General features: G+C 45.3%; 27 protein-coding genes and 1 riboswitch. Of the genes, 19 read left to right on the forward strand and 8 right to left on the reverse strand.

Annotated features, from left to right (window positions below; translation table 11 throughout):
* The first annotated feature begins 58 nt into the window (after window positions 1–58).
* Window positions 59–1,432, forward strand: a complete 1,374-nt coding sequence (locus MOF34_RS02930; protein WP_019715672.1) for a S1C family serine protease — start codon at window positions 59–61, stop codon at window positions 1,430–1,432.
* Window positions 1,433–1,475: 43 nt separating this feature from the next.
* Here the strand turns inward: MOF34_RS02930 and mrgA are convergent, their stop codons facing one another.
* Window positions 1,476–1,937 (reverse strand): metalloregulation DNA-binding stress protein MgrA, encoded by a 462-nt coding sequence (mrgA, locus tag MOF34_RS02935; protein WP_003221689.1) that lies wholly within the window; start codon window positions 1,935–1,937, stop codon window positions 1,476–1,478.
* A 76-nt stretch (window positions 1,938–2,013) separates the two neighbouring features.
* The gene (locus MOF34_RS02940) at window positions 2,014–2,868 is read right to left on the reverse strand and encodes an oxidoreductase (RefSeq protein WP_268398451.1); all 855 of its coding nucleotides are present in this window, start codon (window positions 2,866–2,868) and stop codon (window positions 2,014–2,016) included.
* 132 nt (window positions 2,869–3,000) lie between these two features.
* Here MOF34_RS02940 and MOF34_RS02945 point away from each other — a divergent pair, with 132 nt between their 5' ends.
* The 4 genes from MOF34_RS02945 (at window position 3,001) to MOF34_RS02960 (ending at window position 6,743) form a co-directional block, all read left to right on the forward strand.
* On the forward strand, window positions 3,001–4,794 hold the full coding sequence (locus MOF34_RS02945; RefSeq protein ID WP_268398453.1) for a M3 family oligoendopeptidase: 1,794 nt from the start codon (window positions 3,001–3,003) through the stop codon (window positions 4,792–4,794).
* A 153-nt stretch (window positions 4,795–4,947) separates the two neighbouring features.
* Window positions 4,948–5,385: a YusW family protein gene (locus MOF34_RS02950; protein ID WP_268398454.1), complete on the forward strand. Its 438-nt coding sequence runs from the start codon at window positions 4,948–4,950 to the stop codon at window positions 5,383–5,385.
* 216 nt (window positions 5,386–5,601) lie between these two features.
* Window positions 5,602–6,429 (forward strand): ABC transporter ATP-binding protein, encoded by an 828-nt coding sequence (locus MOF34_RS02955; RefSeq protein ID WP_268398455.1) that lies wholly within the window; start codon window positions 5,602–5,604, stop codon window positions 6,427–6,429.
* Window positions 6,430–6,455: 26 nt separating this feature from the next.
* Window positions 6,456–6,743 (forward strand): YusU family protein, encoded by a 288-nt coding sequence (locus tag MOF34_RS02960; protein WP_268398457.1) that lies wholly within the window; start codon window positions 6,456–6,458, stop codon window positions 6,741–6,743.
* A 20-nt stretch (window positions 6,744–6,763) separates the two neighbouring features.
* Here the strand turns inward: MOF34_RS02960 and MOF34_RS02965 are convergent, their stop codons facing one another.
* Window positions 6,764–7,651: a LysR family transcriptional regulator gene (locus MOF34_RS02965; protein WP_268398458.1), complete on the reverse strand. Its 888-nt coding sequence runs from the start codon at window positions 7,649–7,651 to the stop codon at window positions 6,764–6,766.
* A gap of 132 nt (window positions 7,652–7,783) precedes the next feature.
* On the opposite strand from MOF34_RS02965, the gene MOF34_RS02970 reads away from it, so the two are divergent.
* Both MOF34_RS02970 and MOF34_RS02975 read left to right on the forward strand, forming a co-directional pair.
* Complete coding sequence (locus MOF34_RS02970; RefSeq protein WP_268398461.1) at window positions 7,784–8,524, forward strand: SDR family NAD(P)-dependent oxidoreductase; 741 nt, start codon at window positions 7,784–7,786, stop codon at window positions 8,522–8,524.
* A gap of 18 nt (window positions 8,525–8,542) precedes the next feature.
* A complete protein-coding gene (locus MOF34_RS02975) occupies window positions 8,543–8,926 on the forward strand; it encodes a tautomerase family protein (RefSeq protein ID WP_268398464.1) in 384 nt (127 codons plus the stop codon).
* Between the two features lie 36 nt (window positions 8,927–8,962).
* On the opposite strand, the gene mdtP is transcribed toward MOF34_RS02975, so the two are convergent.
* From mdtP to MOF34_RS02995, 4 genes are all read right to left on the reverse strand, one after another.
* Window positions 8,963–10,579 (reverse strand): multidrug efflux MFS transporter MdtP, encoded by a 1,617-nt coding sequence (gene mdtP / locus MOF34_RS02980; RefSeq protein ID WP_268398466.1) that lies wholly within the window; start codon window positions 10,577–10,579, stop codon window positions 8,963–8,965.
* 1 nt (window position 10,580) lies between these two features.
* Window positions 10,581–11,051 (reverse strand): MarR family transcriptional regulator, encoded by a 471-nt coding sequence (locus MOF34_RS02985; RefSeq protein WP_268398468.1) that lies wholly within the window; start codon window positions 11,049–11,051, stop codon window positions 10,581–10,583.
* Window positions 11,052–11,207: 156 nt separating this feature from the next.
* Window positions 11,208–11,540, reverse strand: a complete 333-nt coding sequence (locus MOF34_RS02990; protein WP_019715661.1) for a spore coat protein — start codon at window positions 11,538–11,540, stop codon at window positions 11,208–11,210.
* Between the two features lie 13 nt (window positions 11,541–11,553).
* Complete coding sequence (locus MOF34_RS02995; protein WP_019715660.1) at window positions 11,554–11,799, reverse strand: hypothetical protein; 246 nt, start codon at window positions 11,797–11,799, stop codon at window positions 11,554–11,556.
* A gap of 94 nt (window positions 11,800–11,893) precedes the next feature.
* Between MOF34_RS02995 and MOF34_RS03000 the strand changes: the two genes are divergently transcribed.
* Entirely contained in the window at window positions 11,894–12,802 is a 909-nt protein-coding gene (locus MOF34_RS03000) for a proline dehydrogenase (RefSeq protein WP_268398469.1), read from the forward strand.
* Between the two features lie 24 nt (window positions 12,803–12,826).
* On the opposite strand, the gene MOF34_RS03005 is transcribed toward MOF34_RS03000, so the two are convergent.
* Window positions 12,827–12,973: a YuzL family protein gene (locus MOF34_RS03005; RefSeq protein ID WP_003222772.1), complete on the reverse strand. Its 147-nt coding sequence runs from the start codon at window positions 12,971–12,973 to the stop codon at window positions 12,827–12,829.
* A 174-nt stretch (window positions 12,974–13,147) separates the two neighbouring features.
* On the opposite strand from MOF34_RS03005, the gene MOF34_RS03010 reads away from it, so the two are divergent.
* The 11 genes from MOF34_RS03010 (at window position 13,148) to metP (ending at window position 22,938) form a co-directional block, all read left to right on the forward strand.
* Window positions 13,148–15,517 carry a 3-hydroxyacyl-CoA dehydrogenase/enoyl-CoA hydratase family protein gene (locus MOF34_RS03010; protein WP_268398470.1) on the forward strand — a complete coding sequence of 790 codons (2,370 nt, stop codon included), beginning with the start codon at window positions 13,148–13,150 and terminating at the stop codon, window positions 15,515–15,517.
* A 10-nt stretch (window positions 15,518–15,527) separates the two neighbouring features.
* Window positions 15,528–16,703 (forward strand): acetyl-CoA C-acetyltransferase, encoded by a 1,176-nt coding sequence (locus MOF34_RS03015; protein WP_268398471.1) that lies wholly within the window; start codon window positions 15,528–15,530, stop codon window positions 16,701–16,703.
* A 14-nt stretch (window positions 16,704–16,717) separates the two neighbouring features.
* The gene (fadE, locus tag MOF34_RS03020) at window positions 16,718–18,502 is read left to right on the forward strand and encodes an acyl-CoA dehydrogenase FadE (protein WP_268398473.1); all 1,785 of its coding nucleotides are present in this window, start codon (window positions 16,718–16,720) and stop codon (window positions 18,500–18,502) included.
* 109 nt (window positions 18,503–18,611) lie between these two features.
* A complete protein-coding gene (locus MOF34_RS03025) occupies window positions 18,612–18,968 on the forward strand; it encodes an arsenate reductase family protein (RefSeq protein ID WP_268398474.1) in 357 nt (118 codons plus the stop codon).
* 66 nt (window positions 18,969–19,034) lie between these two features.
* A complete protein-coding gene (gene gcvH / locus MOF34_RS03030; protein WP_268398475.1) occupies window positions 19,035–19,418 on the forward strand; it encodes a glycine cleavage system protein GcvH in 384 nt (127 codons plus the stop codon).
* 55 nt (window positions 19,419–19,473) lie between these two features.
* On the forward strand, window positions 19,474–19,710 hold the full coding sequence (locus tag MOF34_RS03035; protein WP_019715654.1) for a YusG family protein: 237 nt from the start codon (window positions 19,474–19,476) through the stop codon (window positions 19,708–19,710).
* 78 nt (window positions 19,711–19,788) lie between these two features.
* The gene (locus tag MOF34_RS03040; RefSeq protein ID WP_311766027.1) at window positions 19,789–20,151 is read left to right on the forward strand and encodes a toprim domain-containing protein; all 363 of its coding nucleotides are present in this window, start codon (window positions 19,789–19,791) and stop codon (window positions 20,149–20,151) included.
* Window position 20,152: 1 nt separating this feature from the next.
* Window positions 20,153–20,473 carry a thioredoxin family protein gene (locus tag MOF34_RS03045; RefSeq protein WP_268398478.1) on the forward strand — a complete coding sequence of 107 codons (321 nt, stop codon included), beginning with the start codon at window positions 20,153–20,155 and terminating at the stop codon, window positions 20,471–20,473.
* A 107-nt stretch (window positions 20,474–20,580) separates the two neighbouring features.
* Window positions 20,581–20,925 (forward strand): SCP2 sterol-binding domain-containing protein, encoded by a 345-nt coding sequence (locus tag MOF34_RS03050; protein ID WP_019715653.1) that lies wholly within the window; start codon window positions 20,581–20,583, stop codon window positions 20,923–20,925.
* A gap of 114 nt (window positions 20,926–21,039) precedes the next feature.
* A riboswitch (SAM riboswitch) is annotated at window positions 21,040–21,146 on the forward strand.
* A gap of 105 nt (window positions 21,147–21,251) precedes the next feature.
* Window positions 21,252–22,277, forward strand: coding sequence for a methionine ABC transporter ATP-binding protein MetN (gene metN / locus MOF34_RS03055; protein WP_268398480.1), 1,026 nt, complete (start codon window positions 21,252–21,254; stop codon window positions 22,275–22,277).
* Window positions 22,270–22,938 carry a methionine ABC transporter permease MetP gene (metP, locus tag MOF34_RS03060; protein ID WP_019715651.1) on the forward strand — a complete coding sequence of 223 codons (669 nt, stop codon included), beginning with the start codon at window positions 22,270–22,272 and terminating at the stop codon, window positions 22,936–22,938. Before metN ends, metP begins: the two co-directional genes overlap by 8 nt.
* Window positions 22,939–22,942: the final 4 nt, after the last annotated feature.

A 22,942-nucleotide genomic window follows, 5' to 3' on the forward strand; every position in this document is an offset into this window, starting at 1 on the left:
TTGTACATGGGATGAATATGTAACGATAAATGAAAAACCGTTAAAGGAGTGTAAGAACATGGATTATCGACGTGATGACCAAAACGATCAACACCAAACAGGCTCTTCACAGACAGAACATCAGAATACAGAAAACCGGCAGCCGATTGAACATCCTGAACAGGAATTGCTTGACGCGCCTGTTTCGTATGGAACGGGACGGCAAGAAACGGCTTCTGCTATCGAAATGGAAAAGAAAGAAACGGCTGTGAAAAAAGAAAAGAAACGGAGAGCCGCATGGCTGAGCCCGATCTTAGGCGGAATTATCGGCGGTGGCCTGATGCTCGGCATCGCGCCTTATCTGCCGTCAGACCATGATCAGACCGAGACTGTTTCGGCAAATAAACAAGTGCAGTCAGATAATTTTACAACGGCACCGATCACGAACGCTTCAAACGTCGCTGATATGGTGGAGGATTTAGAGCCGACGATTGTTGGCATCTCCAATATCCAAACCTCGCAAAATAACACATTTGGCACGGGAGGCGGCTCAAGCTCAGAAAGTGAAAGCGGAACGGGGTCAGGCGTCATTTTCAAAAAAGACAGCAATAAAGCATATATTATTACAAACAACCATGTCGTTGAAGGCGCAAATAAATTGACTGTTACGCTTTACAACGGAGAAACGGAGACTGCCAAGCTAGTCGGCAGTGATACGATAACTGATTTGGCTGTTCTGGAAATCAGCAGCAAGAACATCAAAAAAGTGGCGAGCTTCGGTGACTCTTCACAGCTGCGCACGGGCGAAAAGGTCATCGCCATCGGAAATCCGCTCGGACAGCAGTTTTCCGGTACGGTGACACAAGGCATTATCAGCGGACTGAACCGGACAATTGATGTGGATACAACACAAGGTACTGTGGAAATGAATGTGCTGCAAACCGATGCAGCAATCAACCCGGGGAACAGCGGAGGCCCATTAATCAATGCAAGCGGCCAGGTCATCGGCATCAACAGTTTGAAGGTGAGCGAAAGCGGCGTGGAGTCACTTGGATTTGCGATCCCAAGCAATGATGTCGAACCGATCGTTGACCAGCTGCTGGAAAACGGGAAGGTAGATCGTCCGTTTTTAGGTGTGCAAATGATTGATATGTCCCAAGTTCCTGAAACGTATCAGGAAAATACACTCGGCCTGTTTGGAGATCAATTGGGCAAAGGTGTTTATGTAAAAGAAGTTCAGGCAAATTCACCGGCAGCAAAAGCTGGTATCAAATCAGAGGATGTCATTGTCAAACTAAACGGTAAAGACGTGGAAAGCAGCGCGGATATTCGTCAGATCCTATACAAAGACTTGAAAGTCGGAGATAAAACGACAATTCAAGTGCTGCGGAACGGAAAAACGAAAACCTTAAACGTGACACTGACCAAGCAGACAGAAAGCATCACAAGCTAAACGGTAATCAAAAAGCTGAACCCGAAAAGGGTTCAGCTTTTTTTTATCCTAAGTAAGCGGAAAGCATCCACACTTGTTTTTCAACTTCATCAATTAATCCGACAAACAAATCTGCTGTCGCATTGTCTTGATTTTCTTCAGCCAGTCCGATCACGAATTTAGATTCGCTGCTGATTTGTTTGTAGTCATTTACCAATGCTTGTACCATTTCTGACGCTGATGTTTCGTTTCCGCCGTCTGTGATAGACGCATGCTCAGTGTATTCCTTCAATGTGGCAACAGGCTGTCCGCCGATCGCCAGCAGGCGTTCAGCAATGGTATCGACTGTTTCAGCCGCATGGTCATACAGTTCTTCAAATTTTTCATGTAATGTAAAGAAATGCGGCCCTTTTACATACCAATGGAAACGGTGGAGCTTAGAGTATAAAAGAAACCAGTTTGATAATTGTGTGTTCATTGAATTCTCAACTAAGGTTTGATTTGTTTTTGCATTTTCAGTTTTCATAAGTTACGTCCTCCTTGTGATCTGTTGATTTAATTATAACACATACTAATTAAAAATCAATACTAAATTATAATAATTATAATTTAGATGATCTGAATAGGTTTTTCATCAGTATAGATTCCCACGCAGACCAAGGAAAAAGCGATCGGAATAACAAGGTAAGCTTGATGCCTTTTCCGATCGGGTATCGCAATTTCTTTACGTGCTGTTTTGTTGCCAATTGATAAATGAGGTCGGCAACCTCTTGGGGATCTCCGCTTTCATCTGCGTTTTTTTCAACGTAGGAAAGAATCTTCTTATAGTATTGATGATAGGCTGAATCGTCAGCAGGCATCGACATATAATTTGATAATGATGTGGACCAGATCGATGTCCTGTATGAGCCTGGCTCAATCAAAGCGGTTTGGATACCGAACGGAAGCAGCTCCACACGCAGGCTCTCAGAAAAACCCTCCAATGCATGCTTGGAAGATGCATAAGGCGACAACGCAGGGAATCCGGTTAGGCCGCTGATGCTGCTCACGTTTATAATCTTTGCTCCGCTATGCTTTCTTATGTAAGGCAGAACGGTTTTTGTCACATGAATCACTCCGAAGACATTCGTTTCAAATTGTTGCCTGAAATGTTCCATCGGCACATCCTCGACAAATCCTCCGTAAGCCGTGCCGGCGTTGTTGACAAGAAGATCAATAGGAGCGTAAGCACTAATGGCTTTTCCGAATGAGGCTATGGACTGCTCATCTGTGACATCGAGAGCGGTAATGTGAATAGAATCAGCCACATTGTGTGCTGCGGCCAATTCCCGAAGCTGTTCAGCTTTCTCAGGCTGTCTTGTAGTGGCAATCACGAAAAATGACTTGGCGAGCTTTACGGCTGCCAGCTGACCAAAGCCTCTGGACGCTCCTGTTACGATCGCGATTTTTTTATTCATTATATACCTCCTATTTACTGCTACATCTATTGTACAATCATGAACAGAAAATGACGCCTATAAAAGAAATTTTTATACAATAATTCAGAATTGTTCTATAATAAAACGAAAGAAGGAAAGGGGTTTTGTATGATGGCGCTGCAAGGGGTAGAGCAAAGATGGGATCTTGAATCATTTTTTAAGGGAGGGAGCCAATCAGAAGAATTCAAAGGATATATCGAGAAGCTGTCACAAAGTCTAAGTGCATTTCAAGACATGACTGATGCGTTTCAGGTGCCTGAATCGCCTGAAGATGGTGAAGGACTGATTGCTTTGCTTGATTTATTCGAGCGGACATCTGTCAAGCTTCAGCAGGCAGGTGCTTTTGTTGCATGCCTTCAGGCCCAGAATATCAGTGATCAAAAGGCTACTGAGCATCAGTCACTTATGAATCGGCTTTCCGCAGGTTTTCAATCATCCCTCGTCACATTAGATCATAAACTGGTGGCCATTGAACAAAACGTGTGGAATGAATTGTTAACAAAACCGGGATTACGCGATGTATCGTACATATTAAATGAAAGAAGACAGAGGGTTGCCGAAAAGCTTAGCCCGGGTAAAGAAAAACTGATTGGAAACCTTGCGGTGGACGGATATCATGCTTGGAGTGACTTATACAATATGGTCGTCGGAAAAATGACGATACCGTATGAGGAAAACGGTGTGAACAAGCAATTGTCTGTCGGTCAGGCTGAAAATATGATGGGCCATCAAGACCGCGCTGTCAGAAAAACAATATATGAACGTTTGCATCAAGCTTGGGAAAGCAAGCAGGATATTTTCAGCAACACGCTCAATCATTTAGCAGGGTTCCGGCTTGAAACCTATAAAGCGCGCGGCTGGGAGAATGTCCTGAAGGAGCCGCTGCAGATCAATAGGATGAAAAAAGAAACACTGGATACGATGTGGCAGGTCATCACTGAAAACAAGCAGCCGTTCGTTCAGTTTTTGAACCGGAAAGCATCCATGCTCGGCCTTGAAAAGCTTAGCTGGTACGATGTTGAGGCCCCAATTGGGTCTGATGGAAAGGCCTATTCATATGATGAAGCCGCAAATGTCATTGTCAGCCAGTTTTCAACGTTTGGCAAGAAGCTGTCCTCCTTCACTGAAAAAGCGTTTCGGGACCGCTGGATTGAAGCGGAAGACAGGAGCGGAAAAAGGGTCGGCGGTTTTTGCACGAGCTTTCCGGACAGCGGAGAATCGCGGATTTTCATGACGTTTTCGGGAAGTGCCTCAAATGTCTCAACGCTTGCACATGAGCTCGGACATGCGTTCCATCAGGAAGCGATGCTCAACGTCAGGCCGTTAAACCGGTCCTACGCCATGAACGTTGCGGAAACGGCCTCAACGTTTGCTGAGATGATCGTGGCGGATGCGGCTGTCCAGCAGGCAAAGACGAAGGAAGAAAAGCTTCTCCTTCTCGAGGATAAAGTGCAAAGAAGCGTTGCATTTTTCATGAATATCCACGCAAGGTTCCTATTCGAAACGAGGTTTTACGAAGAACGAAAGCGGGGAGTCGTCCCGGCCGGCCGTTTGAACGAGCTGATGGAGGAGGCACAAAAAGAGGCATACTGCAATTCGTTAGGAGAGTACCATCCGCTCTTTTGGGCATCAAAGCTGCACTTCCATATCACGAGAGTGCCGTTTTACAATTTCCCTTATACGTTCGGCTATCTGTTTTCTCTGGGGATTTACGCACTGGCGCTTGAAGAAAAAAACGCGTTCGAAGAGAAGTATATTGCGCTATTGCGCGATACGGCTTCTATGACCGTGGAAGATTTGGCGATGAAGCATTTGGGTGCTGACATCACGAAGCGCGATTTCTGGGAAAATGCCATCAAGCTTGCCGTGCGTGACGCGGAAGCCTTTTTGCAACTGACTGAGTAAATGAAAACCCTTGAAGTCTAGAAAGGGCGAGCATTTGTCGACATGCTGAAGCCGGGGCGTTATACGCCCCGGCTTTTTCAATTCTCCTCTGAATGAGGGTTTCATTCTCTGGATATACCTAAAATAAATGGAATCCTACAGGGGGGAAACATAATGCGTTTGATCAGAGCAGCCGGGGCTGTTTGTCTCGCAGTGGTTCTGATTGCGGGCTGCCGTCTCAATCAAGATCAGCAACAGGCAGAAGGAGAAAATACAGCCGTCACCCAGCAGAAGTCTGTTCCTTACAGCAATTTCTCGCTTCGCGTGAGCTACGGAGACGGTGAGCATAATCGTTATGAAAGCATATATACAAAAAACGGAACTCAGGAAACTGCGGAAATACAGGATAAGCTCTCCGGCGTCAAACAAGAGGGAGAAGAAGCATTAGATGAGATGAAAATGATCTTGAGCGAGCTTTCCGTGACAGACCAAATGGCAGAAACAGAAGTGATCCATAGTGTGCTGGCAGCATTTAATCTGGACTCCCATTATGATCATATCAACTTGAAGCTGAAGATGAAGAATGGATCAATCAGAGAAATTAAGAAATAACATTATGTAAAAAATCCTATAAACGTCAATTATGTCCAAGTAACTAATTGAAAATGATTTTCAAAGTCATTGTTTTCTGCTACAATGAGAGATAAATGACCATATCAAATGGCTGAACATCGAATCACTTGCATTGATGACAATTGACTTAAATCGCAATATATAGAGAACGTGTAATACATAGTGCTGCTAAAAAGCCAGCAAAAAGGAGCGGTTATGGGTATGAGTGCAATTTCTACAGAAACGCTGAGCTTAGGATACGGAGATGCCGTTATTATTGATGAGTTGGATTTAACAATTCCCAAAGGTGAAATTACCGTATTTATTGGCAGCAACGGCTGCGGAAAATCGACACTTTTACGTTCATTAGCGCGTTTGATGAAGCCGAGAGGCGGTTCAGTGCTGCTGGAAGGAAGAGCGATTGCCAAGCTTCCAACGAAGGAAGTCGCAAAAGAGCTCGCAATCCTGCCGCAGGGTCCTTCGGCTCCAGAGGGGCTGACAGTACATCAGCTGGTGAAGCAAGGAAGATATCCTTATCAAAACTGGCTGAAACAATGGTCAAAAGAGGATGAGGAAGCAGTTGAGAGAGCGCTTAAAGCAACAAAGCTTGAGGACATGGCTGACCGCGCCGTCGATTCTTTGTCAGGCGGACAGCGCCAGCGGGCTTGGATCGCGATGACGCTTGCGCAGGAGACTGATATCATCCTTCTAGACGAGCCGACGACGTATTTAGACATGACGCACCAAATTGAAATACTTGATTTGTTGTTTGAGTTAAATGAAAAGGAAGAGCGGACGATCGTCATGGTTCTCCATGACTTAAACTTAGCATGCCGCTACGCGCATCATCTTGTGGCCATAAAAGAGAAACGTATTTATGCTGAAGGCCGTCCGGAAGAAGTCATCACTTGTGATCTTGTGCGACATGTTTTTTCTATGAACTGTCAGGTCACACAGGACCCGCTGTTCGGAACGCCTCTTTGTATTCCTCATGGCAGGGGCAGATGCATTGTCCAGGAAGCGGCTTTCACATCACATGGATAAATAACATCAGCGAAAGGAGCTTTCACATGAGAAAGCTCCTTGCTGTTTTTTCGAAAGGAAGATGGAGAATGGAACAAAAACTTCAGGAGCAGCTGGATGGATTGCTGGAGAAGTATACTGAGCTTCTGCTTGGTGAGACAAATAATGAGCTAAAAGAAGAAGTGAAGCAATGGATTTTGTACACGCATATCGCCAAAAGCATGCCGCCGCTCGCTAAGCATTGGAATGCGACATATCCTGACGCGAAGCAGGGCATTAAAGCTATCATTCAGCATATTAAGGAATTAAATGAAGCGCATCGAGACAAACAATAGCTAAAAAAGCAGTCTGCCAATTATCGCAGACTGCTTTTTTGTGATTCTGCGGTTTTATCTGGCGCGAAGGAATTCATAAAGGTCCGCAGCGCGCTGCTGATAAACGAATCTTTTCGGACAATAAATTCTGTTTTCATCTGCCTAAGAGTTTCAGGCAGCGGGTACAGCCGAATCGATCCTTCAGCCTCGTGTTTCTGTACAACCGTTCTCGGCAACAACGAGATGCCAAGACCTGCTGTAACCCCGCCGATAATCGCTTCAAGCGTACCAAACTCCATCATGACCGGTTGTGTGACACCGACAGAGCGCAGCCATTTTTCAAGTGTTTCTCGATACGAACAGCCTGTGCTGTACACGAGAATCGGCTTTGTGATGGCTTCCTCAACATCGGTCACAGAAGCAGCCGAAACAACCACTGGTTCTTCCTCAAATGCAGGATAGGATTCGAGTTCAGGATGATTACATTCGCATCCGATAAACGCGCCATCCAATTCATACCGGAGAACTTTATCAAGGAGGAATTGTGTATGTCCTGTTGTTAAAGACAGCTGGACGTTAGGATGTTCTTCATAGTAAGAAGCCAGAAGCTTCGGAAGCCTCACCGCGGCGGTTGTCTGAGTGGAGCCGATCATAAGCGGCCCGCTTGGCTCTATGGTAGATGAGAGCGCTTTAGACGCTTCATCCAGCAGGCCGATAATTTTATTTGCGTAGTCGAGCAGCAGTTTTCCGCTTGCAGAAAGTGTCATGCCCCGATTATGGCGCAAAAACAGAATGGTGCCCAGCTCAGCTTCCAATTGCTGAATTCTAGCCGTGACATTCGATTGCACATAGCCAAGCTGCAGGGCTGCTTTCGTAATGGAGCCTTCACGGGCTACCATTTGAAACACACGTAAATCTCCGCTTTCCATTTTGAACGCCTCTTTCGTTTGCTATCAATCTGAGTGATAACAAGTATCTTTAACAATCATTATACGTAACATCTAGCCTGGATTACAATGGAATCAGCAAGATATGTTAATCAACAGTAGGGAGTGGCGGCTATGAATGTGATGGACAAAATAGCTCTCATAACGGGGGGCGGCACAGGGATCGGACGGGCAGCCAGTATGGAATTGGCAAAACGCGGAGCAATTGTTGCGGTGAATTATTCGCGTTCACAATCGGAAGCGGAGGAAACAGTGGAAATGATACAAAGACATGGCGGGCGAGCCTTCGCTATCCAAGCGGATGTATCAAAAAAGAACGAAGTGCAGGATATGGTTCAATCAATCGTGAAAACATATGGCACGATTGATATTTTAGTCAACAATGCCAGCATTACACGGCATATTCCAATGGATGATCTTGAAGCTGCGACAGAAGACATCTGGGATGAGTTATACGCTGTCAATGTGAAAGGGATGTTTTTCTGCGCGCGGGCAGTGGTTCCGTTCATGAAAAAAAGCAAGGCTGGAGCGATCGTAAATGTCGGCAGCATCGCAGGGTTAACCGGGGCAGGTTCATCTATGCCTTATGCAGTGTCAAAATCGGCGGTGCACGGTTTAACGAAATCATTGGCCCACGCCTTAGCGCCCGAAATCAGAGTGAGCGGTGTAGCACCGGGAGCTGTCGCAACGAGATGGTGGGCTGGCCGGGAAGAAAAAATGAAAAGCATGATCGGCACTTTGCTGTTACAGCGTATCGCTGAACCGGAAGATGTCGCCAAATTGATCTGTTCGCTTGTTGAACAGGAATCACTCACAGGCCAAATCATCACAATTGACAGCGGACAGACGCTGTAAAGAGAGGAGATGCGGGGGATGCCATTTGTACAGATTCATTTACGGGCGGGAAGAAGTGAAGCGTGGCTTCAAAAACTAAGCAGAACCATTCACAAATCGATGACCGAAGAAATTAATGTGCCGGTAGATGACTACTTTCAAGTCATCAGGCAATATGAAAATAATGAATTTTTTTACGATCCGTCTTATCTGCAGATCGAGCGCACCGATGAATTGATATACATTCATTTTACGTTGAAACAGTCAAGAACAACTGAACAGAAAAGAGCACTTTACCGCTCAATCGCGATCCGGATTCATTCCGAGCTTGGCGTAAGACAAGAAGATGTGTTTATCATGCTGGCTGGAAATCAGGATGAGGATTGGTCTTTCGGAAATGGAAGGGCTCAGATGATTGAATAATAAAACCCCGCGGATTGATACCCGCGGGGTGCTCTGTTAATGGGAAGGTGATTCAACTGCTTGTGCCGCCTTCTCTTTTACTTGTTCTCCCGTTTTCTTGTTTGATAGTTTGATAGGTTTTAAGAACAATGTAAATACGGCTCCTACTGCAATAAAGATCAGGCCTGTATAAAACACGCTGTGAAGTGAATCCATCAACGATGTTTTTAATATCGGCATAATATGGGATGAGAAAGCCGCAGGAATTTGTTTGATTGCGTCCGGGCTGAACAGTGATTGCAGCAGCACTTGCGGATTTGTATCAATCATACCCTTTAGCTGGGCGGCAAATGAGCTTGCCTGTGCTGGAAGTGAGTCTAAGTACGGCACCAGTTTATCTGTTAATAGACTCCCTGATCTCGCATTCATTACGGCTCCAAGCATGGTAATGCCGAATGTTCCTCCGATCGAACGGAAGAATTGGCTGGAAGAGGTGACAACCCCAAGCTCCTCCTTCGAAAAGCTTTCCTGTAAAGCCAACGTCAGAATCGGCATAACCAGACCCATTCCCAGCCCAATAATCGCCATATACGATGTAGCAACAAGCTTGCTCGTATCAAGATCCAAAGTCGTTAACAGCAGGAATCCTCCGGCCATGACCAGCATGCCTGTAATGATTTGCGGTTTAATGCCGATTTTATAAACCAGCTGGCCGCCGGCAATACTTGTAATAATCATAGAGATCATCATCGGTGTCATAATCGTGCCTGATTCAGACGCGCTTACACCGACAATTCCCTGCATAAAGAAAGGAACAAACGTAATGGCACCAAACATTCCGATACTCATAAAGAAGCCGATCAGATTTAAAAATGTAAACGTTCTGTTTTTAAATAGATACATGGGCAGGATAGGCTCTTTCGCTTTTGATTCTACGATAATAAAGCTGACAATGCCGATCAGCGCGAGTGCGAACAAGCCAAGAATCTGCCATGAACCCCACGCATAATCTTTTCCGCCAAAGCTTAGGGCGAGAAGGAGGCTGACAACCCCGACAATCATCGTGAAAATACCAGCAATATCGAAGTTGATCGGACCAGTCTGCTGGCGACCCTGTAATCCTCTGGCAATAAAAATAACCGCAATAATTCCGACTGGAAGGTTAATATAGAAAACCCATTTCCAGTTTAGTGAGTCTACAATCCAGCCGCCGATTTGCGGCCCAATCACTGAAGCAAGCCCGTAAATCGCGCCAAAGACCCCTTGGAATTTAGCACGCTGTTTTCCTGTGAACAAGTCACCAATGACAATCATTGCCATCGGCATCATAATGCCTCCGCCGATGCCCTGCAGTCCACGGAAAATAATCAATTCTGTCATATTGTTGGCCATTCCGCACAAAGCAGAAGCTGCCATAAAAATAATCAAGCCTGATACATAGACAATACGCCGTCCTAATAAATCGGCCAGTTTACCGGCAATCGGCACGACAGTTGTTGATGTCAACAGGTATGCAGTTGTCAGCCAGGTCATCATGCTCAAACCGCCCAGATCACCGACAATTTTCGGCATGGCCGTTCCGACAATGGTACCGTCAAGAGCTGAAAAAAACATGGCAATAATTAAGCCTGTTATTAATAACGTTCGTTTTGATTGTTTGCCCTCATTACTCATTTCATCCGTTTCCTTCTTTCATGTTTTGCTTTTTGTCAGTTTCCGCTGCAGCCTTTGCGAGCTTTTCTGTAATATGCGCCGCCTGAAGCATTTCCTCCTCCGTCAAGAAGGAAAGGTACCGCGCCATAATGGCCTTTCTGCCTGCCAAAACCTCCTCGAACTTTCTGTCTCCTTCATCAGTAAGACTGAGATCAATTACTCGCCTGTCTTTTGTGTTGTGTGTTCTGGCGATGAGATTTTTTTGTTCAAGGCGATCTGCCATTAATGTCACCGCGCTTGGCTTAACCTCCATACGTTCGGCAATTTCAGAAATTTTGAGGCTGCCGTGTTTTTTTAAGCTGGCCAGCACAAACAGCTGCGCTGGGGTGACACCTTGTTTTTCCATGCTTTCCAGCATTTCAGGCTGTATCTCTTGAAAGAGCGCCTGAAGCGATAATTGAATATCGGTCATTAACCGATCCGCACTCTTCATAGTCATTTCTCCTCTGTTACATATACTGTATTTATATTTTAATGACAAAATAGTTAATGCATATTAAATATAAATAAGTATTAATAAAAAGTCAACCAATTTTATACAAAAAAAGGACAGATGTCCCGAGGAACATCGTATCCTTTTTCTTACTATTTATTGCTGATAAGGAGACTGCTGCTGAATGGTCTGCTGGAATTTTTGGTAGGATTGCTGCAGCTTTTGGGTATCCTCCGCTTCAACAGAATACCATCCATATTGGAACATGAGATCATACAGTTTTCTTTGCGCTTTTTGTGACTCATCAAAAATGGATTGAATATCCTGATAGAGAGACTCATGACTGAATTCATTCAAGGCTGTACAATAAGCTGCTGTCATGTATTTTTCTGTTGTCAGCAATTCATTGACGAAATCTCTGTCATTCATCTCCGAAGTTGTCGGTACAGGTGTCTGCGGGTTGCTGATTTTCTGATTTTGCTGATTCATTCTGGGCGCCTCCTTATTGGATGTAGCCGGACTGCTGCTGGCCTGGCTGCAGATGCTTTAATATTCTTTGATAGTGATCATGATGCATGTGTCCGACGCGGTCGAGTTCTTGTTTTAACGAATGATCCTGGCACTGCTGCGCCATGAAATGCGCTTTTTTCATCGCGAGCAAATTCCAGTTCAGCATGTCATTTAGATACAAATGATCCTTTGTCGAAATAACGGAAGGCGGCATTTGAGATTGCTGCTGATTGTCCATTGTGATCCTCCTTTGATTTCTGTTCATTTTATAGTTTCCTTCAGGCTGGGAGTTATATACAGGTGTTTTGAAGATGAAGGCAGGAGGGAGTCGGATGTTGAGACATGTGTTTTTATTCTTATCTCAAAATAAAACACTTACCAAGTTCGCCAAAGCATACGGGACGCGGCTTGGAGCACGAAGGTTTGTCGCAGGAGATACAATTGAGTCGGTGGTTAAGGCCGTCAAAAAGCTAAACAGATCCGGTTTGTGCGCGACAATTGATTATTTAGGCGAGTATGCCGCTTCAGAAAAAGAAGCAAATCAGGTCGCAAAGGAATGCAAGAAAGCCATTCAAGCCATTGCAGAACATCAATTGGACTCAGAGCTTTCGTTAAAGCTGACCTCGATCGGGCTCGATCTTTCAGAAGAACTTGCCCTATCTCATTTGCGTGCCATTCTATCCGCTGCGAAGCAATATGGTGTTGCTGTAACTATTGATATGGAAGACTATTCTCATTATGAACAGACACTCGCTATCTACAGGCAATGCAAACAGGAATTTGAAATGCTCGGCACGGTGATTCAGGCATATCTATACCGGGCGGCAGAAGATATCAGAAATATGCGCGATTTAAAGCCGAATCTCAGACTTGTGAAAGGCGCTTATAAAGAATCTGCAGCTGTGGCGTTTCCAGACAAAAAAGGAACAGACCTTCATTTTCAAAGCCTCATAAAGCTCCAGCTGTTAAGCGGGAATTACACAGCAATCGCCACACATGACGATGACATCATTGCGTTTACGAAACAGCTCGTAGCTGAGCATCATATTCCAGCGTCACAATTTGAGTTTCAAATGCTTTACGGCATCAGGCCGGAGCTGCAGAAGGAACTCGTCAAGGAAGGATACAGAATGCGTGTGTATGTCCCATATGGAACGGACTGGTTCAGCTACTTTATGAGAAGAATTGCCGAACGGCCCGCCAATGCAGCGTTTGTGTTAAAAGGGATCTTGAAAAAGTGAAAGCAGCCGCGGGAAGCAGCTGCATTATGATTGTTCCATGTTATGTTTTTTATACTGCTGATTTTGACTTGTCCGTTTTCCGCCGCCGTAATGCTGAGTCGGACCGGCATCTCCCTTTACGCTCGCCGCGCTGACTTGCGCAGAAGACGGATTTTTTTTCTCTCGCACCATTCCCTTCACCTCCGGGCTTAAGTTGCCCGTCTTTTATAAGCTTCATACAAAAAAATAACAAATTCGCTATTGAAGTCGGACCGGAAATCTTTTAAGATGAAAGAAGAAACGAGTTTCATTTTTTTTGGTCAAAAAATGAATGACTATTCATTCAATGTTCAAGGGGGATATCTCATGCACAAACACATTCGGAAGGCAGCCGTTATAGGATCGGGGGTCATGGGTTCCGGGATTGCGGCGCATCTGGCTAACATCGGAATTCCTGTTCTGCTGCTTGATATTGTGCCGAACGATTTGACAAAGGAAGAGGAAAAAAGAGGGCTGACGAAGGACAGTCCGGAGGTGCGCAGCAGGCTGAGCCGGCAGGCGGTGAAAAAACTGCTGAAGCAAAAGCCCGCTCCCCTCACATCAGCAAAAAATACCTCCTATATCACATCAGGCAATCTGGAGGATGATGCCACAAAGCTCAAAGAAGCAGATTGGATTATTGAAGTCGTTGTCGAAAACCTTGAAGTTAAAAAGCAAATTTTCGCACTTGTGGATGAACACCGGAAGCCTGGAAGCATTGTCTCAAGCAACACCTCCGGCATATCAGTGCAGGAAATGGCAGAAGGCCGGTCGGATGATTTTAAAGCCCATTTTCTTGGAACGCACTTTTTTAATCCCGCCCGCTATTTAAAGCTGCTGGAGATCATTCCGATTAAGGAAACGGCCCCTGATATATTAAAGTTTATGACAGCCTTCGGTGAAAATGTCCTCGGCAAAGGCGTTGTTACAGCAAAGGACACACCGAACTTTATCGCAAATCGCATCGGAACATATGGGCTTCTCGTCACAGTCCAAGAAATGCTGAAAGACGGTTATCAGGTCGGGGAAGTCGATTCGATCACGGGCCCGCTCATTGGCAGACCGAAAAGCGCGACCTTCAGAACGCTTGATGTTGTCGGACTCGATACATTTGCCCACGTCGCCCGAAATGTGTATGACAAAGCGGATGGAGACGAGAAAGAAGTGTTCCGCCTGCCAGTTTTCATGAACGATATGCTGGAAAAAGGATGGATTGGAAGCAAGGCAGGCCAAGGCTTTTATAAAAAAGAAGGAAAAACGATTTATGAGCTTGATCCAGTGACGCTTACTTACGGCGAGCGGACAAAAATGAAATCACCGGCACTTGAAGCGGCAAAACAGGCAAAAGGGACAAAAGCGAAAATGAAAGCGCTTATTTATTCGGAGGACAGAGCCGGCAGATTGCTGTGGAATATCACATCGCAAACCCTGCTTTACTCAGCCGAACTGCTTGGTGAGATTGCCGATGATATTCATGCGATTGACCAAGCCATGAAGTGGGGATTCGGGTGGGAGCTGGGCCCGTTTGAAATGTGGGATGCGATCGGCCTCAGGCAGTCGGCAGAAAAGTTTAAGCAGCTTGGAGCAGATATTCCTGGCTGGATCAAAGACATGCTGGACAAAGGAAATGATACCTTCTACATCAAAGAGAACGGAACAGTATTTTATTATGACCGCGGCGAATACAGAGCCGTGAAAGAAAACAAAAAACGGATTCATTTACAAGCGACCAAGGAAACAAACGGCGTGATTGCGAAAAACAGCGGAGCTAGCTTGATTGACATTGGAGATGATGTGGCCCTTCTGGAATTCCATTCGAAAAGCAATGCGATCGGCCTCGATATCATTCAAATGATCAACAAAGCGTTAGAAGAAACAGAGCGGAACTACAAAGGCCTTGTCATCGGCAACCATGGAAAAAATTTCTGCGTCGGCGCAAATCTCGCCATGATCTTAATGGAAGTCCAAGATGATAATTTTCTGGAAGTGGATTTCGTGATACGTCGCTTTCAAGAGACGATGATGAACATCAAATACAGCGCGAAACCGGTTGTCGCCGCACCGTTTGGAATGACGCTCGGCGGCGGAACGGAAGTGTGCCTGCCGGCGGCGCGTATTCAAGCAGCAAGCGAAGCCTATATGGGGCTTGTGGAGTCCGGCGTCGGCCTCATCCCTGGCGGAGGAGGAAACAAAGAGCTGTACATCAACCATCTTCGCCGCGGTCTTGATCCAATGAATGCCGCAATAAAAACATTTGAAACGATTGCAATGGCGAAAGTGTCCACTTCCGCCCAAGAGGCTCGTGAGATGAACATCTTAAAAGAAACCGATCACATTAGCGTGAATCAGGACCACCTGCTGTACGATGCAAAGCAGCTGGCTGCATCTTTATACGATACCGGCTGGCGGCCGCCTGTAAAAGAAAAGGTCAAGGTGGCGGGAGAAACCGGTTATGCGGCACTCTTGCTTGGCGCTGAGCAAATGAAACTGTCCGGCTATATATCAGAGCATGATTTCAAAATCGCGAAAAAACTTGCTTATGTTATTGCCGGCGGAAAAGTGCCGTTCGGTACAGAGGTCGATGAAGCGTATTTATTAGAGATCGAGAGAGAAGCGTTTTTGAGTTTGGCAGGAGAGGCGAAATCTCAAGCGAGAATGCAGCACATGCTTGTGAAAGGTAAACCTTTACGGAATTAGGAGGGAGCTTATGAAAGAGGCAGTCATTGTATCAGGTGCAAGAACTCCGGTTGGGAAAGCAAAAAAAGGATCACTGGCCACCGTTCGTCCGGATGATTTGGGAGCGATTTGTGTAAAAGAAACACTGAAACGGGCAGGCGGCTACGAAGGCAATATTGACGATTTGATTATCGGCTGTGCAACACCTGAAGCGGAACAGGGACTAAATATGGCGAGAAATATTGGCGCGCTTGCGGGACTTCCGTATACGGTTCCGGCAATTACAGTCAATCGCTACTGCTCTTCAGGCCTTCAGTCCATCGCATATGCGGCAGAAAAAATTATGCTTGGCGCCTACGATACAGCGGTCGCCGGCGGAGCAGAATCCATGTCGCAGGTTCCGATGATGGGGCATGTGACCCGTCCGAACCTCGCATTGGCGGAGATGGCGCCGGAATATTATATGAGCATGGGCCACACGGCTGAGCAGGTCGCGAAAAAATTCGGTGTCTCCCGCGAGGATCAGGATGCGTTTGCTGTTCGCAGCCACCAGAACGCGGCCAAAGCCCTTGCAGAGGGAAAATTTAAAGATGAGATTGTTCCAGTTGAAGTGACCGTGACAGAAATCGGAGAAAACCATAGGCCTCAGGAAAAAACGTTTGTGTTTTCTCAGGATGAAGGTGTGCGTCCGCAAACGACGACAGACATCTTAGCGACATTGCGCCCGGCTTTTTCCATTGACGGAACGGTTACTGCGGGCAATTCCTCGCAGACGAGTGACGGAGCGGCGGCAGTTATGATGATGGACCGGGAAAAAGCTGATGCACTGGGCTTGGCGCCGCTTGTGAAATTCCGCTCCTTTGCAGTAGGCGGTGTGCCGCCGGAAGTGATGGGCATCGGACCGGTGGAAGCCATTCCGCGTGCCTTGAAGCTTGCCGGGCTACAATTGCAGGACATCGGCTTGTTTGAACTGAACGAAGCTTTTGCATCACAGGCCATTCAAGTGATAAGGGAACTGGGAATTGATGAAGAAAAAGTGAATGTCAACGGGGGCGCAATTGCGCTTGGTCATCCGCTTGGTTGTACGGGTACAAAGCTTACACTCTCACTGATTCATGAAATGAAACGGAGAAACGAGCAATTTGGAGTCGTCACAATGTGTATCGGCGGCGGGATGGGAGCGGCCGGTGTATTTGAATTATGCTAAAGGGGGAAAAACAAATGGCAAAAAAAACGGCTGAAGTACAAAAGGGCGGCGGTTTCTTAATCGAGGATGTCACATACGATCAAATGTATACACCGGAGGATTTCACTGACGAGCATAAAATGATCGCGAAAACAACAGAGGACTACATTGAGCAGGATGTTCTTCCTCATATAGATGCTATCGAAAACCATCAATTCGAGCATTCCGTCAGGCTGTTGAAGAAAGCAGGCGAACTTGGGCTGCTTGGCGCTGATGTGCCTGAGGAATACGGAGGGCTAGGCCTTGATAAAATCAGCTCGGCACTCATCACTGAAAAATTTTCGCTTGCGGGAAGCTTTTCACTTTCTTATGGCGCGCATGTCGGCATCGGCTCCTTACCGATCGTCTTTTTCGGATCAGAAGAACAAAAGAAAACATATTTGCCGGGACTCGCTTCAGGCGAAAAGATCGCTGCCTATGCACTGACTGAGCCTGGTTCTGGATCTGATGCGCTTGGGGCAAAAACAATAGCCGTGCTGAATGAAGCAGGAACGCATTACGTGTTAACCGGGGAAAAACAGTGGATTACCAACTCTGCCTTTGCTGATGTATTTGTCGTTTACGCTAAAGTGGATGGCGACAAGTTCTCGGCTTTTATTGTAGAAAAAGATTTCCCTGGTGTATCCACGGGTCCGGAAGAAAAGAAAATGGGAATCAAAGGATCATCGACAAGAACGCTCATTTTAGACCAGGCTGAAGTGCCAAAAGAAAACCTACTTGGAGAAATCGGCAAAGGGCATCATATCGCCTTTAATATTTTAAACATCGGCCGCTACAAGCTGGCGGTTGGCACAATCGGTGCATCTAAGCGGGTAATCGAGCTGTCTGCGGCATACGCAAATCAGCGGCGCCAATTTAAAACCCCGATTGCTAGCTTTTCGCTGACCCAGGAAAAAATTGCGACAATGGCATCAAGGCTGTACGCGATGGAAAGCTCTGTGTACAGAACTGTTGGGCTGTTTGAAGACAATATGAGCCAGTTTACTGCCGAAGATCTTAAGGACGGCCGGCAAATTGTCAAGTCAATTGCCGAATATGCCATCGAATGCTCTCTGAATAAGGTATTTGGCTCTGAAACGCTTGATTATATCGTAGATGAAGGCGTGCAGATCCATGGAGGCTACGGTTTTATGCAGGAGTACGAAGTAGAAAGAGCCTATAGGGATTCAAGGATCAATCGGATTTTTGAAGGCACAAACGAAATCAACCGGTTAATCGTGCCAAGCACCTTTCTGAAAAAAGCGCTCAAAGGCGAACTGCCTCTATTTGAAAAAGCACAGTCGCTGCAGGAAGAACTCATGATGCTTATGCCAGAAGAGCCTGGCAGCGGCGTATTAGAGCAGGAGAAATATATCGTCAAGCAAGCCAAAAAAATCGCGCTGTTCGCTGCCGGTCTCGCTGCGCAAAAATACGGAAAAGCCATCGATCGCGAACAAGAAATCCTCGTCAACGTCGCGGATATCGTCAGCAATGTGTACGCAATGGAATCAGCCGTGCTCAGAACGGAAAAGGCCATTGCCGCGCAAGGCGCAGAAAAAGCGGCGCAAAAGGTGCTGTATACTGAAATTTTCGTTCAAGAAGCCTTTAACGAAATTGAAGCGCACGCGAAGGAATCCCTCATCGCAATGGAAGAAGGAGATTCGCTTCGCATGATGCTTTCCGCTCTGCGCAAGCTCACGCGTGTCACACCTAAAAACGTCATTCAGAAAAAACGCGAAGCGGCAGCGGGCGTTTTTGAGGCTGAAAAATATATTGTCTGATTGCCTGAGAGCTCCGCATGCGCGGAGCTTTTTTTAACAAGCACTGTTTTAGGTTTTTAAAACAAACTGTGTTAAAATAACCTCGATTATTTTATTGAGGGGGAAGAAGATGTCGTTAACTTTTTACTGGTACCCTAAATGCGGAACGTGCCGCAAAGCAAAGAAATGGCTTGAAGGGCATGGGAAAGAAATAAACGAAATACATATTGCAGAGCAGCCTCCAAGCAAAGAAGAACTCAAAGCGCTTTATGAAAAAAGCGGGCTGGATCTCAAGAAATTTTTCAACACGAGCGGCATGAAATACCGCGAGCTGAATCTCAAGGAAAAGCTGTATCACATGTCGGAGGACGAGCAGCTTGAACTGCTGGCTTCAGACGGTATGCTGATTAAACGCCCGCTTACAACAGACGGCGAAAAAGTGACAGTCGGATTTAAAGAAGACCAATTTGAAGAAAACTGGGCTTAATGTAATTTTTTTTTGAAAAGTATGTTATCTTCTTATTGTAGTGCTGTAAAAAATGGAGGGATTCAATTGAGCATACCTAAAGATTTGCGTTACTCAGGAGAACACGAGTGGGTAAAAGTTGAAGGAGAAAAAGCCAGAATCGGAATTACGCATTTTGCCCAGTCTGAGCTAGGCGACATCGTGTTTGTCGAACTTCCTGAAGTTGGCGCTAAAATCAAAGCGGACGAGCCATTCGGCAGCGTTGAATCCGTTAAAACGGTATCTGAGCTTTATGCACCGATTAACGGAACTGTTGTGGAAGTAAACGAAGATCTTGATGACAGTCCGGAATTCGTCAACGAATCTCCGTACGAAAAAGCATGGATGATCGTCGTGGAGCCGTCTGACGCTTCTGAAATTGAAGAACTGATGACACCAGAGCAGTACGAAGAGATGACACAAGAAGACTAAAACAGGATAGCTGCAAAGGCAATTGGACACGCTAACGTTATGGGAGGTGTCCAATATGGCTTTCAGCAAACAAAAGCTCGATGTCACCAATGATGTGACAGGCCGCTTTCAAAATGGCCGGCTCTCGTTATATCATGAAAATGAGATGATCGGCCAAATGATAAGCATGAATGAATATGAGCTTAAGTCCGGTTATTCCTTTGAAAATGAGAAATTTTATAAGACAGCTGATGTGGTCTCAGGAAACGACGAAAAATACGTGGATTGTGACTACGAAAACGGCTGGTGTTAATGTTGGCGGTGAATTTCACTGCCTTCTTTTACAATCTGAACGTTTCAAATTATGACGCGGCAGGTGAAGAAGATGAAGATGGATGAGCTGGAAAAGGTTATGATTGTCGAAGGGAAAACAGATAAAGAGAAAATTGAAAGCGTCCTGAATGAACCAGTGCGCATTATCTGCACCAACGGAACAATCAGCCAGCTGAAGCTTGAGGAATTGGCTGACGAACTTTACGATAAAGACGTCTATATATTAGTTGATGCTGATGAATCAGGCGAGAAATTAAGAAAACAGCTGAAAAGAGAATTTAACGAAGCCTGCCATCTATATATCGACAGAGCCTATAAGGAAGTAGCGGCTGCGCCCAGGCACCATGTTGCCTCTGTATTGCTGCGCGCGAATTTACATGTCCATACTATCTTTCTTGAAAGAAAATCCCGAGGTGTATAGCATGAAAGAACTCCAAGAACATGAGCTTGAGCACATTGCTGATGATGTGTATCTCCTTTATTTATATACTCCGTTTTGCGGCACCTGCCATCTTGCAAGCAAAATGCTGACAGTGGTGAAAGAAATGCTGCCTGATGTCGCCTTCTATAAAAACAATGTCAATTACTCTCCGACATTCGCAAAAGCGTATCAAATTGAAAGCGTTCCTTGTTTTCTGCTGTTTAAAGGCGGAAAAGTGGTTGAAAGAGGATATGCTTTTCATTCTGTTTCTTATTTATATGAGCTGATTAAACAAAAATCATCTTCCGCATCCCATTTATGACATATTTCTCTGTCCAATCCAATGAAATTGTCGTTCGTTTTATAAAGGGGTTCGTGCGCCAAAAAGAGAAATGTGTATGTATGACCAACAAATAGGAGGTTGTACATATGGAGAAAGCGGAAGTTTTAGAAGATGAGTATCAGCATCTGTTTTTAAAACCCCTTTTGAACGCTTCAACATTGCTTATTACCTTCCAAGGAGAAACAGAAGCCTTAACCGTCTCAATAAACGAACAGGGAGAAATGAAAAAAATTTCTTCGCCCCAAACGTCCAACCTGACCTTTTACGGAAACCAAGCAGAAATCATTCATTTATTGCACGGAGACATTTCCCTTCAATACCTGATTCAGAGCGGAAGCCTGAAAGTGAAGGGGTCATTCAGAGCCCTGTTAAAACTAGAAGCCATTCTCTGGCTGACAAACGGTTTTTTTCAGAGAATTTTAAAGAATTAAAAAATATGAAATTATTATAATAGTAAAAGTTGACATCATTTATTTTATTGACATGTAATCATGCGCCATGCTATTCTACATTAAGAATTTCCGGACGAAAAAGACTATATATTTCTCTTATCAAGAGAGGTGGAGGGAAGTGCCCTATGAAGCCCGGCAACCATCAACGCTGTTGAAATGGTGCCAATTCACACGAAGCGTTCAGCTTTGAAAGATGAGAGAAAGGCATTTTATATAAGCCTTTCTGCTCAAGTGTGCAGAAAGGCTTTTCTTTTGCAGAAAAACCCGGAAGATTTCTTAGAATAGTGTTAAGGCAGGTGATTGCTTTGATCAATCTTCAAGATGTTTCAAAAGTTTATAAGTCGAAACACGGAGATGTCAATGCTGTCCAAAATGTCTCGCTTTCTATTAAAAAAGGTGAGATTTTTGGAATTATAGGATATAGCGGAGCTGGTAAAAGTTCCTTAATCCGTCTGCTGAACGGACTTGAGAAACCAACCTCAGGCACCGTGGAAGTGGCGGGAACGAAGATTAATGAAGTAAACGGACGCGATTTAAGAAAAGCGCGCCATGACATCAGTATGATTTTCCAGCACTTCAATTTGCTCTGGTCGCGAACTGTCAGAGATAACATCATGTTTCCTTTAGAAATTGCCGGGGTGAAAAAAAGCGAGCGGATCAAGCGTGCCAATGAACTGATTAAACTGGTAGGTTTAGAAGGAAAAGAGAAATCTTACCCGTCTCAGCTGAGCGGTGGACAAAAGCAGAGGGTCGGAATCGCCAGAGCGCTCGCAAACAATCCGAAGGTTCTCCTTTGTGATGAAGCGACATCAGCTTTAGATCCGCAAACAACCGATTCAATCTTGGATCTTTTGTCCGATATTAATGAAAGACTCGGTTTGACGATTGTGCTGATCACACACGAAATGCACGTCATCCGCAAAATCTGCAACAGAGTCGCTGTCATGGAAAACGGAAAGGTTGTGGAAGAAGGCGAAGTTCTTGATGTCTTCAAAAATCCGAAGGAAGACATGACAAAACGATTTGTTCAGCAGGTGACAGAGCCGGAAGAAACGAAAGAAACGCTTCAGCACCTTCTAGATGAAACAGCATCAGGAAAAACGGTGCAGCTCACATTTGTCGGTGATTCGGCTGAACAGCCTCTGATTACAGAGATGATCAGAAACTTCAATGTCAGCGTCAATATTCTGCAAGGGAAAATCTCGCAGACGAAGGATGGCGCTTACGGTTCCCTGTTCATCCATATTGATGGAGACGAGGAAGAAGTGCAAAACGTGATCCGGTTCATTAATGATAAACAGGTAAAAGCAGAGGTGATCACGAATGTTTGAAAAATACTTCCCGAACGTTGATTTAACTGAGTTATGGAACGCGACATATGAAACACTTTATATGACGCTGATTTCTTTACTGTTTGCTTTTGTCATCGGGGTGATCCTCGGCTTGCTGCTCTTCCTGACAAGCAAAGGGAGCCTTTGGCAAAATAAAGCGGTCAACTCTGTGATTGCGGCCGTTGTCAACATATTCAGATCGATTCCATTCCTTATTTTAATTATTTTGCTGTTAGGGTTTACGAAGTTCTTAGTCGGTACGATCTTAGGGCCAAACGCTGCATTGCCCGCGCTGGTGATCGGCTCGGCACCGTTTTACGCGCGTCTTGCAGAAATCGCATTGCGCGAGGTGGATAAAGGTGTTATTGAAGCCGCTAAATCAATGGGCGCTAAGACGTCTACGATTATTTTTAAAGTTCTGCTTCCGGAGTCTATGCCGGCTCTTATTTCTGGCATCACGGTTACGGCCATTGCTTTGATTGGCTCAACGGCAATTGCCGGAGCCATCGGTTCAGGCGGCCTTGGAAACCTTGCGTACGTAGAAGGATATCAGTCTAATAATGCTGATGTTACCTTCGTTGCCACTGTGTTTATTTTAATCATCGTCTTTATTATTCAAATCATTGGTGATGTAATCACAAATATGATAGACAAACGATAAGGGA

The sequence above is a fragment of the Bacillus sp. T17B1 genome, assembly GCF_026796395.1.
GTDB lineage: Bacteria > Bacillota > Bacilli > Bacillales > Bacillaceae > Bacillus > Bacillus spizizenii_A.